Source organism: Candidatus Accumulibacter contiguus, from assembly GCF_036625285.1.
Classification (GTDB): domain Bacteria; phylum Pseudomonadota; class Gammaproteobacteria; order Burkholderiales; family Rhodocyclaceae; genus Accumulibacter; species Accumulibacter contiguus.
Genome location: NZ_JAZKUC010000001.1, coordinates 1,139,674 through 1,152,368, shown reverse-complemented (window position 1 = coordinate 1,152,368; position 12,695 = coordinate 1,139,674). Strand labels below are relative to the sequence as shown.

Annotated in this window: 12 protein-coding genes and 1 pseudogene; 5 read left to right on the top strand and 8 right to left on the bottom strand. The window is 60.7% G+C overall.

Annotation, left to right across the window (positions count from 1 at the left end; genetic code table 11):
* Positions 1-4: 4 nt before the first annotated feature.
* The 5 genes and pseudogenes from V5B59_RS05655 to tpx form a co-directional block, all read right to left on the bottom strand.
* A complete protein-coding gene (locus tag V5B59_RS05655) occupies positions 5-577 on the bottom strand; it encodes a YqiA/YcfP family alpha/beta fold hydrolase (protein ID WP_034919824.1) in 573 nt (190 codons plus the stop codon).
* Between the two features lies 1 nt (position 578).
* On the bottom strand, positions 579-1,403 hold the full coding sequence (locus tag V5B59_RS05650; protein WP_332351682.1) for an undecaprenyl-diphosphate phosphatase: 825 nt from the start codon (positions 1,401-1,403) through the stop codon (positions 579-581).
* Between the two features lie 67 nt (positions 1,404-1,470).
* On the bottom strand, positions 1,471-2,709 hold the full coding sequence (locus V5B59_RS05645; protein WP_288131092.1) for a caspase family protein: 1,239 nt from the start codon (positions 2,707-2,709) through the stop codon (positions 1,471-1,473).
* A 264-nt stretch (positions 2,710-2,973) separates the two neighbouring features.
* Positions 2,974-3,804: an IclR family transcriptional regulator gene (locus V5B59_RS05635; RefSeq protein WP_288131073.1), complete on the bottom strand. Its 831-nt coding sequence runs from the start codon at positions 3,802-3,804 to the stop codon at positions 2,974-2,976.
* Positions 3,805-3,820: 16 nt separating this feature from the next.
* Positions 3,821-4,207, bottom strand: a pseudogene (tpx, locus tag V5B59_RS05630) (thiol peroxidase); the annotation flags it as partial.
* A gap of 126 nt (positions 4,208-4,333) precedes the next feature.
* Here tpx and V5B59_RS05625 point away from each other — a divergent pair.
* Both V5B59_RS05625 and V5B59_RS05620 read left to right on the top strand, forming a co-directional pair.
* On the top strand, positions 4,334-4,555 hold the full coding sequence (locus V5B59_RS05625; protein WP_248594609.1) for a hypothetical protein: 222 nt from the start codon (positions 4,334-4,336) through the stop codon (positions 4,553-4,555).
* Positions 4,552-5,505, top strand: a complete 954-nt coding sequence (locus V5B59_RS05620) for an ISAzo13 family transposase (RefSeq protein ID WP_332352159.1) — start codon at positions 4,552-4,554, stop codon at positions 5,503-5,505. Before V5B59_RS05625 ends, V5B59_RS05620 begins: the two co-directional genes overlap by 4 nt.
* 265 nt (positions 5,506-5,770) lie before the next feature.
* On the opposite strand, the gene metG is transcribed toward V5B59_RS05620, so the two are convergent.
* Complete coding sequence (gene metG, locus V5B59_RS05610) at positions 5,771-7,876, bottom strand: methionine--tRNA ligase (protein WP_034919831.1); 2,106 nt, start codon at positions 7,874-7,876, stop codon at positions 5,771-5,773.
* Between the two features lie 46 nt (positions 7,877-7,922).
* A complete protein-coding gene (locus V5B59_RS05605) occupies positions 7,923-9,446 on the bottom strand; it encodes a hypothetical protein (protein ID WP_034919833.1) in 1,524 nt (507 codons plus the stop codon).
* Positions 9,447-9,604: 158 nt separating this feature from the next.
* Between V5B59_RS05605 and V5B59_RS05600 the strand changes: the two genes are divergently transcribed.
* Together V5B59_RS05600 and V5B59_RS05595 are read left to right on the top strand one after the other, a co-directional pair.
* Positions 9,605-10,426 carry a thymidylate synthase gene (locus V5B59_RS05600; RefSeq protein ID WP_034919835.1) on the top strand — a complete coding sequence of 274 codons (822 nt, stop codon included), beginning with the start codon at positions 9,605-9,607 and terminating at the stop codon, positions 10,424-10,426.
* A gap of 12 nt (positions 10,427-10,438) precedes the next feature.
* On the top strand, positions 10,439-10,987 hold the full coding sequence (locus V5B59_RS05595; RefSeq protein WP_034919837.1) for a dihydrofolate reductase: 549 nt from the start codon (positions 10,439-10,441) through the stop codon (positions 10,985-10,987).
* Between the two features lie 223 nt (positions 10,988-11,210).
* Here V5B59_RS05595 and V5B59_RS05590 read toward each other — a convergent pair whose 3' ends face one another.
* Positions 11,211-11,828: an MFS transporter gene (locus V5B59_RS05590; protein WP_169071796.1), complete on the bottom strand. Its 618-nt coding sequence runs from the start codon at positions 11,826-11,828 to the stop codon at positions 11,211-11,213.
* A gap of 305 nt (positions 11,829-12,133) precedes the next feature.
* Here V5B59_RS05590 and V5B59_RS05585 point away from each other — a divergent pair, with 305 nt between their 5' ends.
* The gene (locus V5B59_RS05585; RefSeq protein ID WP_034919838.1) at positions 12,134-12,688 is read left to right on the top strand and encodes a YMGG-like glycine zipper-containing protein; all 555 of its coding nucleotides are present in this window, start codon (positions 12,134-12,136) and stop codon (positions 12,686-12,688) included.
* Positions 12,689-12,695: the final 7 nt, after the last annotated feature.

Here is a 12,695-nt window from a genome sequence, read left to right as displayed (position 1 = left end):
GCAATTATAACCCACAGAATTCAAGGATTTGCGGTACAAGATCAGGGAAGCGCGTAAAGCTGTGATCGCCTCCTGCCAGAACGATCTGGCGGCTGCCGGAATAGCGCGCGACGGCCTGACGGTAGTCGAGCACTTCATCGCCGGTTTCGACCAGTAACAGATAGCGAGCGGCCGTAACACGCGATGTTTCGAGTGTGCGCAGTTGTTCGACGTGCGCCGGTGTGAACTCGAAGATCTCACCGGTATGGAAGTTGCTGTGCGTGCCGACCAGCCCGTCGAGCAGCAGCGGCGCCATTACTGCCGGATTGATCAGGACCGCGCGCAGGTCGTGCTTTTCAGCCAGCCAGCTCGCGTAGTAGCCTCCCAGAGAACTGCCGACCAGCGTCGTTGGACCGTCGCTGCCGGCCAACAGCGCTTCGGCACTGGCGATCGCCGCCAGTGGCACCGGCGACAACTGCGGGCACAGGAAGTGGTCGCCGAGACCGACGGCAGCCAGACGTTGGCCGAGCAGCCTGGCCTTCCAGGACGCCGGCGACGAGCAGAAGCCGTGCAGATAGAGAATGTTCGCACTCGCCATTTCAACCGCTCGTCCATGAAACCCAGTTGTACTGCCAGGTAAGCAGCACGATGAGGCCGAAAGCGATGCGGTACCAGGCGAAAATTGAAAAGTCGTGTGTGCTGATGTAGCGCAACAGCCCGCGCACCGCCCAGAAAGCCGAGATAAAGGCGGCCAGAAAACCGATAACCCACATCCCCAGGTCGTCGAAGGAGAGCAGTGCGCGTTCCTTGTACAGTTGATAGAGGGTGGCGATGATCAGCGTCGGAATCGCCAGGAAAAACGAAAACTCGGTTGCTGCACGGCGCGACAGTCCGAAGAACAGGCCACCGATGATCGTCGCTCCTGATCGCGAGGTGCCGGGGATCAATGCCAATGCCTGTGCGCAGCCGAGCTTGAAAGCATCGGTCAGCGACAGATCATCGACCGATTCGATGCGAATGCGATGTTCGCGCCGCTCGGCCCAGAGAATGAAAAAACCGCCGACGATGAAAGCCAAGGCCACCACCGGCGCGTTGAACAGATGCGCCTTGATCGTCTTGCCGAACAGCAGGCCAATGATCGCCAGTGGCAGAAAGGCCACCAGCAGATTCAGCGCAAAACGCTGCGCCGCGCGTTCCCTGGTCAGTCCAAGGAGCACTTGCGAGATCTTCGCTCGATACTCCCAGCACACCGCCAGGATCGCTCCCGACTGGATGACGATCTCGAACAGCTTGCCGCGCTCGTCGTTGAAATCGAGCAGGTCGCCAGCGAGGATCAGGTGGCCGGTCGATGATACCGGCAGGAACTCGGTGAAGCCTTCGACAAAACCGAGAATCAGCGCTTTCAGCAGGAGCAACAGGTCCACAGGGGGCTTTCGACAAAAAGCGGCATTCTAGCACCCAGGGTCGGGTTGCCCGTTCCGCTGCCGATAGCTACTTGCCTTTCTTCTTTGGCGCTGCTTTCTCGGATGCTGCCGCTTGTTCGGACATCCTTTCTGCGATCACTGTGCTGGAGTGCATCCGGCCGTTGTCTGTCTGTTTGCCGTCGCGAAACTCACCTTCCCAGTAGTCACCGGCAGCCCATGTCAGGCGACCGAAACCGTGTTTGTTGCCATGGACCCAGGCGCCCGTGTAGTAATCACCGTTGCGCATCGTATAGGTGCCGGTACCATGCGGCTCACCGCCCTCGAACGTACCTTCGTAACGATCACCATTGGTGAAATGCACCACTCCCTTGCCATTGATCCTGTCATCGACCCATTCACCTTCGTAGCGCTGTCCGGATTTCCAGGTGAAGATGCCTTTTCCGTGTTTCTTGCCGGCAAGCATCGTTCCCTCGTATCGATCGCCATTCGTCCACTCAATGACCCCTTCGCCGCTCATCGTCCCGCTGGCGCGATCAAGCAACAGCCTGCCGCTTGCTCTGAAGTCCGCCCCTTGGATCACTTGCTCCTTGAGATCAATGGGCGCTTCCGCTTGCGTCGACGGCTGGGTGGCGGCAACGGATGGTGGCTCCTGATTCGCCGGCTTGAGCAGTGGCGCCGAGGGTTCCGCCTGCACCTCGGGTGCCGCAGCTTTCGGTTGGGCGGGCAGGGCGATCGTATTTGCTGGTGTTTGTGAAGCGGTCGGCGGTGTCAAGGGCGGCTTGGCTGTGGCAGAGTCGCCACCATTTTGTCTGGGCAGAGAGGGGGTCGGCGTTGGTGCCGACGTGCTTGTGGCAATCGGTGTTTCCGACGGGCGCTTCGCGGCCTGTGGAGTCGCCGTCGGGGATTGACGCGTGCCGGGAAGGAAGTAGAAGTCTCCGGTCAGCGATGACGCTTCCCAGGGGATCTGCGTATCGCGAGTCGCCTTGGCAACCTCTCGGCGGACGTTCTTGAACACCTGCTCGATGGTTAGACCCGGTATCTGGATCTGCTTCAGCAGTTCCTGGGTATACAAGCCGTTGCGGCCCTCTCCATCGGCCGCTGTCCGGCCTGGTGCGGTAGCATAAGCGATCAGGCTGCCTTTGGGTGCCTCCATCTGGGCAAGGCCGGCGGCGCCAACGCTACGGTTTGCTCGACGTTCGAACGGGTTGTTGCGGCAGGCATCGAGGATCACGACATTGAGGTCGCTGGTGCTGAGCTGGTCCAGAACCCCATCGACATCTACCGACTCGAGGGGAGAGACATCAATCGGCGTTCCAGCACTCAGGGTCTGGTTGCCCGTTCCAGTGCCGATAACCAGGCGATCGCCTGTTGTCGATCATCTCCGCACATCTCGCCGGATGGCTGTAGCCCGGCGCAGCATGAAGGCCTTTCGGGGCGACCCCACAAGCCGCAGCGCCAGGCCTCGTTCAGATTTGCGCAGCGCTCGCCGGCCGGTTTACCCCTGGGGTGGCCCGGCATCGGCGTGCTGATCGAGGGCGCGATACAGCAGGCGGCGCAGGCCGTACGGCAGTCACGAGTCGTCTGCATGGATGGCATCGACGCTGCCGTGACCGAGCCGCCGGGAAAGCGTTGCTGCCGCCTCGCGCGTATTCCGTGCCATCTGGCTGTCCCAGTCGATGTCGAAGTTCCCCATGATGCCCAGCGAGGTGATCGCGGCGACCATGTGTCCGCTGTGATCGAAGACTGGGGCGCTGAAGCCATTGATCCCCGGTGTGACGCTGCCCGAAGCGCGCGAGATGCCGTGGCTGCGGATTTCGTCGAGTTGCCCGGTGAGCGCTTCGAATACCGCTGCCGGCTGCGCATTGCTTGCCTCGGCAGTCGCCCGCACTTCGGCGTCGAGCATTTTCCTGAGATACGGCGAACGATAGAAAGCCGCGAAAGCCAGACCAGTGGCCGACGAAGTCAGCGGCAGCACGACGCCGGTTCGCAGGGTGATCGTCACCGGGCCGCCGGCTTCGACCCAGCGCACACAGGTAGCGCCGTGATTGCCCCACATGGCGAGCGCCACTGTTTCACCACTACGTTCGCAGAGGTCGTCGAGCACTGGCCCTGCCAGTCGCACGGGATCGAGCCGCGCCAGACTTGCGAGCCCGAGTTCGAGCGCAAACTCTCCGAGATCGTAGCGGCCGGTATTCGCGTCCTGTTCGACCAGCCCCATGCGCATGAAGCTCACCAGGTAGCGGTGCGCCTTGGCCGCCGGCATGCCGGCGTTACGGGCGACGTCGCGCAGCATCATCGACCGCCTGCCGGCCGCCAGCGCCCGCAGCAAGCGCGTGCCGACTTCGATCGACTGGATACCTTGTCGTTGTTTGGTCGGTTCAGTGCTGATGGTCTCGGACATTGGCCTGTTGCAGGGATCAGGCCAGCGCCTGCAGCGCGGCGGCGTAGTCGGGTTCGTCCTTGATTTCGGCAACCAACTGGCTGTGCAGCACGTGGTCGTCGGCATCGAGAACTAGCACCGCACGCGCCGCCAGCCCCGCCAGCGGACCATTGCTCAAGGCCACGCCGTAGGCTTCGAGAAAATCGCGACCGCGCATGCAGGACAAAGTCAATACCTGGTCCAGTCCTTCGGCACCGCAAAAGCGGCTCTGCGCGAAGGGCAGGTCGGCAGAAATGCAGAGTACCACCGTATTGCTCAACCTCCCTGCCATTTCGTTGAACTTGCGCACCGAGGTGGCGCAGGTCGGCGTGTCGATGCTGGGAAAAATGTTGAGAACCTTGCGCTGGCCGGCAAAACGGCTTAGGAACGCCTACGAAATAACTTCCCGTTTTGACTGTGCGCTCGGGCATGCCACTTGCTTGCTTGGTTGTTCTGAAAACAGCAAAGGGAATGCAGCGTGGGCTATTACCGGGAAGACGTAGAGCGGCGAATGAAGGAATTCTATCGGCGACTATCGGAAAAGGATCGTCGCCGGTACGCGGCGGTGGAGTCTGACAAGTTGGGGCATGGGGGCCAGCAGTACATCGCGCAGTTGTTTGAGATCGATAGCAAGACGATCCGACAAGGACTGGCCGACCTGGACATAGCGGAAGAGGCGACGGGGGATAAGCTCCGAAAAAAGGCGGTGGGCGGAAGCGTAAGCTCGACCTGACGCCCGAATTATCGACGACGTTTCTGGACGTCGTTCGAGAGCATACGGCGGGCTGTCCGCAGCACGCCATTCGTTGGACCCATCTGCGCCAGCCGGAGATTGCCCGGCGCATTAGCGCGACGGGAACCCCGGTCAGTTGCCGGATTGTTCGCCAGTTGCTGAAGCAGCATGGCTTTGTTCGCCGTCAGGCGCAGAAGAAGACGTCGTTCAAGCAGCACCCTGAGCGCAACCCGCAGTTTGAAAACATCACAGCGCTCAAGGCCGCGTACCTGGCGGCTGGTCAGCCCGTACTCTCCATGGACACCAAGAAGAAAGAGATGCTCGGCAATTTTTACCGGAACGGCACGCTTTACACCCGAGAGACCCTGGCCGTGCTGGATCATGACTTTCCCAGCTATAGCGAAGGCAAAGTCGTACCGCATGGCTTGTACGACATCGGTTTGAACAAAGCCCATGTCAATCTGGGCACGAGTCATGACACCACGCAGTTCGCGTGTGACAGCGTGGAACGTTGGTGGTCTTTGCACGGACGTCACGATCATCCCAATGCCGATAAGATATTGATTCTGTGCGATGGCGGTGGCAGCAACCCCTCACGCTCGCCGTTGTTTCAGCAGGACTTGCAAGCGCTTGCCAATCGGCTCAAGCTGGAAATTCGGATCGCCCACTTCCCGCCGTATTGCTCCAAGCACAATCCGATTGAGCACCGCGTCTTCCCCCATGTCACGCGCGCTTGCGAAGGCGTCGTATTTGAAAGCGTGCCTCTGGTCAAACAACTGATCGAGCGTACCCAGACTCGAACTGGACTTCAGGTCACCGTCGATATTATCGATCGCGTCTACGAAACCGGACGGAAAGCGGCGCTTGATCTCAAGGCATCCCTGCGCATCGTCGCCGATGCACTACTGCCCCCATGGAATTACACCATCCTGCCAAATTCAACAGCATAAAACCGGGAAGTTATTTCGTGGGCGTTCCTTAGCGAAACGTCGGCCAGATCCTTGCCGACCAGCGTAAAGGCCGGTGCTGTCTCGCCCTTTTGCGGGAAGCTGCCATGGACCTGAAACGGTTTGCCGCCTAGCGTTACTGTGCTTGTCATGTGGATTCCTTATCGGGAGTGAAGTGTAAAGGGGACTGCCGTCGACCATGCTGGCAGCGTTGCTTGGGCATTCGTTTGCGTCCGGAGTTCAGCTGCTGTCGGCTGTCCATGCCGGCTTACTTGACGCGCATGCCGGGCTTTGCACCGGCATCGGGTGAGAGCAGAAAGATACCCGGTGTCTGACCGTCTGGGTCGGAGGCGGCCAGGAGCATGCCCTCAGACAGGCCGAACTTCATCTTGCGCGGCGCCAGGTTGGCCACCATCATCGTCAGCCGGCCGACCAGCGTGGCCGGATCGTAGGTGGCCTGGATGCCGGCAAAGACCTGCCGGGTGCCGAGCGTGCCTACGTCGAGCAGCAGGCGAACGAGTTTGTCGGAGCCTTCCACTGGTGTGGCTTCGCTGATGCGTGCAATGCGCAGGTCGACGCTCATGAAATCGTCGATACTGATGTGCGGCCCGGTGCTGGCACCGACGGCAGCCTGCGCGACGGCGACGGTGGCCGCCTTCTCCTGCCGCTCGGCGTGCTTCTGCGGGGCGGCTTGTGGGGGTGACGCCAGAGATTCACGGTTGGCCAGAAGCAGTGCATCGACCTGTCTCTTGTCGACGCGTGTCAGCAGGTGCCGATAAGCGTTGATCGCATGCCCGGCAGCGAGGACCGTGTTGCTGTCCTCCCAGACCAAGGGGGCGACATTGAGGAAGGCTTCTGCCTTGGCGCCGAGCGCCGGCAATACCGGCTTCAATAGAATCGCGAACAGCCGGAAGAGGTTCAGGGCGTTGCTGCAAGCGACCTGCAAATCGCTTTCGCGACCCGCATGCCGGGCCAGTTCCCAGGGCTTGACGCTGTCGATGTACTGATTGGCAAGGTCGGTCAGGGCCATGATCTCACGGATCGCCTTGCCGAATTCGCGCGCTTCATAATGGTCGGCGATCGCCGTCCGACGTTCGCGGATGGCCTGGATCGCCGGCAGCGATTCGTCACAGGTGCACAGCTGGCCGGCGAAGTGTTTGACGATGAAGCCGGCCGAGCGGCTGGCGATGTTGACGAACTTGCCGACCAGGTCGGAATTGACACGGGCGATGAAATCGTCGAGGTTGAGGTCGATGTCTTCCATCGAACCCGAAAGTTTGGCTGCATAGTAGTAGCGCAGCCACTCCGGGTCGAGGCCTTGCACCAGATAGCTTTCGGCGGTGATGAAGGTGCCTCGCGACTTGGACATCTTGGCGCCATCGACGGTCAGGAAACCATGTGCGAAGACCTTGCTTGGCGTACGGTAGCCGGCATTTTCGAGTTCCGCCGGCCAGAACAGCGCATGAAAGTAGAGGATGTCCTTGCCGATGAAGTGATATAGTTCGGCGGTCGAATCCGGCCGCCAGTACTCGTCGAAATCGAGGCCTTCCCTGGTGCAGAGATTCCGGAAAGAGCCCATGTAGCCGATCGGCGCGTCGAGCCAGACGTAGAAGTACTTGCCGGGAGCGTCGGGGATTTCGAAGCCGAAGTACGGTGAATCGCGCGAGATGTCCCAGTCGGTGAGCCTGTTCTCGCCTTCGCTTCCGAGCCATTCCTGCAGCTTGTTGGCCGCTTCGTTCTGCAGTCGACCCTCGCCCTGCGTCCAGCGCCGTAGAAAAGCCTGGCAGCGTGGATCCGACAGCCGGAAAAAGAAATGTTCCGATTGCCGCAGCTCCGGCCTGGCGCCGGAAACCGCTGAATAGGGGTTTTTCAGCTCGTTGGCGGTATACGCCGAGCCACAGCTCTCGCAGTTGTCACCGTACTGGTCGTGCGCACCGCATTTCGGGCATTCGCCCTTGATGAAACGATCTGGCAGAAACATCTGCTTGAGTGGGTCGTAATACTGCTCGATGGTGCGTGTCTCGATCAGGCCGGCCGCCTGCAGACGCGCGTAGATTTCGTTGGCGCAGGCACGGGTTTCCTCGGAATGTGTCGTATCGTAGTTGTCGAAACCGACGTGGAAGCCAGCAAAGTCGCGCGTATGCTCGCCATGTACGCGTTCGATCAGCGCCTCCGGAGTAATTCCCTCTTTCTCGGCACGCAGCATGATCGGCGTGCCATGTGTATCGTCGGCGCAGACGTACCAGCATTCCTGTCCGCACATTTTCTGGAAACGTACCCAGATGTCGGTCTGAATGTACTCGACCAGATGACCAAGGTGGATTGCGCCGTTCGCATACGGCAGGGCGGAGGTGACGAGAATCTTGCGGGTCATTGGCTTTGGCGCAACCGGGTCAAAGGCGCATTCTACCAAAGCGGAGTCAGGCAGGTGACTGATCGTTATACCGAGCAATCTCGTAGTCGCTGCCAGTTGACTCTACCTCCATCGGAGTCAGCAGATGGAGACGGCCATCCTGGCTGAAATCCAGGGTCTCGCGCACACTGAAGCTCCCCAGGGGCAGCACGATGCGTACGATGCCAGGCACTTCGCCATCGTGCAACCAGATGCCGGGAATGGCGACGGCTGCCGAGAAACCACTGCGGCGTGGTCGCAGCTCAATGCTCTGTGCCTGCCGCGCGAGCAGTTGCACACCCAGGTTGGCGCGTCCACCGGCCAGTCGGTTGAAGCGCCTGGCCATTCCCAGCAGCCAGTTATCGCCACCTTCCACTTGCATGCAGAGCAGCGAGCCCAGCGTGATCCGGTCGGTCGATGAATCGTCGAAGCAGGTGCGCAGCCCTCCGAGGCTGACGTTTTCGACGACCCAGCTTTGCGCCTCCGCTTGCAGACTCGCCGCTGCGCCAGAAAAGACCGTATAGCTGTGGTCGAAACCCGGCAACACGGCCATTCGCGTCGCTACCGTATGGCGCTGATGGCGTCGCTGTGGCGGTTGCAGTGCCCAGCAAACGCGCAAATGGCGCAATACCGGCAGCAAGGCTTTCTGCGTAAATTCACCACCGAGATTGAGGCTGGCCGGAACCTCGTCGCGTTCGACCACATGGATCAATTCTTCGAGTCCAGCGAGCGCCTGCCCCGGCGAGAAGAAGCGCAGGCCGGGTCTTGCCGCGCCGGGTTGACGAGCCAGCCGCGCCGGTGCCGAGCCCCTTGTCGCGTCGACCCAATATATGCTCCCTGCTCGGCAATCCGGCGAACACACAAAGGCGGGCAGGAAATGTGCGATCAGTCGATCAGCCAGTTCGATCTGTTGCGGTACCAAGCTATCCATCGAAGAGGTAGAGAACACCAGGGCGTGCAGATATTGCTGGGCGACACTGCTCGAGCTCATGGGGCCGGGATACAGCGGTACCGGCTTCTGTGCGTGGCCAGCCGCTTCGGCCGCCAGAACGGTTCTCCCGAGGCCTTTCCAGAGATCTTTCTCAATCGGCTCGTAGCGATACGTTAGCCACTTGATGCATGTCCGAAGGGCGGCCTGCAAGCGCGCGTCGGCCAGAGGCAGCGAGATTTTGAAGGCATCCGTTCCTCTGTCCTTGGATTCGAGTCGAGCGCGTGTGGTGCACAGGTCGTAGAGCGCAGCGACCGCCGCCCAATAACCGTAACTCCGCTCCCATAGCCGTTGCTGTTCGCGCCTCGACAGGTATGACGAGTACAGGTAGTCGCGCGCCAGGCGCCGCAGATGTGGCTGCCCGGCATCATCGAGCTGGCGAAGCACGTCAAAGTAGTGGTCAAGGCGAAAGTTCCTGGCGTGCTTCAAGGAATCAAACCAGCTCGTCAGTTCATCCACGGCATTGGCTGCCTTATCGACGTGCAGCTCGGCGAGGATCCGCTTCAACTCCTTGGCGTCAGCGAGGGGATGGTCAGGACGTTGCGGGAACAGATGGATGCGCATTGAGATCCAGACTTGGAACGGATTACCGGGTTGAGACGGGGAATTGTAAACCAGGAGCACAATCCCTGCCGATCAATAGTGGCTGCCCTGCGAAAGGCGACGCCGCAGTACCGATTACCGATTTACAATGCGCTCTGGCAGATCGACAGGCACACAGCATGCAGCAGTATCTCGACCTGATGCGGCACGTCCTCGAACGGGGTACCCTCAAGGCAGACCGCACCGGTATCGGCACGCGCTCGGTATTCGGCTGGCAGATGCGTTTCGACCTTGGTGCCGGTTTTCCCTTGTTGACCACCAAGAAGTTGCACTTGCGATCGATCATCCACGAGTTATTGTGGTTCCTGCAGGGCGACACCAACGTGCGCTACCTGCAGGACAACGGCGTCCGCATCTGGGATGAATGGGCCGACCGGAACGGTGATCTCGGTCCCATCTATGGCCAGCAGTGGCGTCACTGGCAGACTGCGCAGGGAAGCGAAATCGACCAGATCGCGCAACTCGTTGACGGCCTGAAGAACAACCCTGATTCGCGCCGCCACCTGGTCACCGCCTGGAATCCGGGTGACATCGAGCGCATGGCGCTGCCACCGTGTCACGCGCTCTTCCAGTTGTACGTCGCACCGGCTGCCGCATCCGATGCGGATCACCGGGCGAAGCTTTCCTGCCAGCTCTACCAGCGCAGCGCCGACATTTTTCTCGGCGTACCCTTCAACATCGCTTCCTACGCGCTGCTGACCTTGATGCTGGCGCAGGTCTGCGGCTACCGGCCGGGCGATTTCGTGCATACACTTGGGGATGCACACCTGTACAGCAATCATTTCGAACAGGCGCGCCTGCAGCTGACGCGTACTCCGCGTGCCTTGCCGACGATGCGACTGCAAACAGCGGTAAGCGATCTGTTCAGCTTCCGCATCGAGGATTTCGTGCTCGAAGGCTACGATCCTCATCCGCACATCGCTGCTGCGGTTGCTGTCTAGGCCTGCAGGCCGATGCGTGTGCAGGCGCCGGCAGTAGCAGGACTGCTCCCCAGGATCTCGCTGATTGCTGTCGTTGCCAGCAACCGTGCGATTGGCAAGGACCAGCAATTACTCTGGCATTTGCCGGAAGACCTGCGGAATTTTCGCGAAACGACTCGCGGCAAGCCGGTGATCATGGGCAGAAAGACCTGGGAATCGTTGCCGACAGCCTTTCGCCCATTGCCCGGACGGCACAACATCGTCGTCAGCCGCAACCCCGGTTACTTGCCCAGCGGAGCAACGCCGGCCCGTTCGCTGGAAGAGGCGATTGCTCTGGCAGGCGAAGTCGCTGAGGTCTTCATCATTGGTGGTGAAGAACTGTATCGTCAGACCCTGCCGCTGGCCAAACGTCTGTACCTGACCGAAGTCGCCGAGAATGCGCCGGGTGACCGATTTTTCCCCGAAGTTTCGCTTGCCGAGTGGCGGGAAGTCTCCCGTCGCACCGGAAACGTCCAAGCGCCGGCCGCTGCCACTCCCGGGAGTATCCCTGCTTTCGATTTCGTGATTTACGAGCATCGCTAATCACCCGTCACGGCGAGGTTGCGGCCAGCGTCAGAATCGGCGCATCTTGCGGTTTCCCCGGATGGCCAGATGGCGATACATCATTCCCGCGACCAGCGTGATTGCCCCGCAAGCGGCCAAGGCCTTGTTGAAGCGCCTCCGGCGGATCTTCCCCCCTCGCTCTAATAATTTCAAGCACTTAGCTCATTTGTAGGCATGTAACGGTACTAATGTTTTCAAGCACTTAAACAGCTACGGGGGAAGACCCGTCCGGGGTGGGCATCGACCGATTGGGCAGGACGGTAATCCGGATTGCTCCCAGCGCGATGAGCACGGCCAAGTAGGACAGGGCATGGAGCAGGAAACAGATGGCCTCGCCAACGGCGGCGACGACGAATCCGGCGAGTGCCGGACCGACGAAGCGAGCGCTGTTCATCAGCAGCGAATTGAGTGCGATCGCATTCGGCAGGTCATCCGGATCGTCCACCAATTGAATCGCAATCGCCTGTCGAGCCGGAACGTCCAGGGCATTGATGCAGCCCAAGAATAACGCAAGACCCATCAGCAGTCCGGGCGAAACCCATTCTTGCCAGGCCAGGGCAGCCAGTACGATGGCCTGCAGCATCGACAGCGCTTGTGTCCACATCAGCAGCCGCCGCCGGTCGAGGCGGTCGGTCCATACCCCTCCGATCGAGGCAAAAATCAGGATCGGGATTTGGCTGGCGAAGCCAATCGTTCCCAGCACGAAGGCCGAGTTGGAAAGGCGATAGGCCAACCAGATCATGGCGATCTGCTGCATCCAGGTGCCAGCCAGCGAGACCAGTTGGCCAAAGAAATGATGCGCTCGGCAACGTCGGCGCAACCGACAATCCTGACATGGCTGCGATGTCCTCACATTCTAGAGACAAATGTTGGGACAGCCGGGTTGTGTGTAAATGTTCCAGGCGGTACATTGCCCGTACTGCTGCCCGCTTGCCCACCTAGCAACAGACGACCCTACCTCTGGCGTTTCAGACTGCACCGGCAGCAGCCCCGCAGACGAACTATTGGTACTATTGCCTGGCTGCCAAGAGCTACTATCCGTACCTCAGGGAGTGTCCCAGCGGCTGGCAGGCGGTGCCATCGCAGCCTCCGGGCCAACCCTGACCCCGACCAGAAGGGATCGACATGAAATCATTATTGGCCACTGCGGTCGCCCTATCGGGTCTGACGCTGATCGGCGGTTGTGTCAGCTTACCGACCGGTCCAAGCGTCATGGCCCTTCCAGGCACGGGCAAGACCTTCGACGAGTTTCGCCTGGATGATGCCCAATGCAGGCAATATGCGCTCAGCCAGGTGGGTGGTGCCACAGCGGAACAGGCAGCCAGCGACGCCGGCGTACGCAGCGCCGTGTTGGGTACCCTGCTCGGTGCCATTGTCGGTGCGGCAATCGGTGGACGTGACGGGGCAGGCGTAGGCGCCGGTACCGGGCTCCTCATCGGCAGCCTGGCCGGCACGGATACCGCCCGGACCTCTGCCTACGGCAACCAGCGACGCTACGACCACGCCTACGTCCAGTGCATGTACGCCAGGGGTGAGAATGTTCCCGTCTCCGGCACATTCACGCAGCCTCGGTCATCTGCACCGATGCTTCTCCAGCAGCCACCGGTTGACAACTACCCGCCGCCACCGCCACCGCCACCGGGCAATCCGCCTCCGCCGCCTCCAGAGTATGGGAGATGAACAGGCG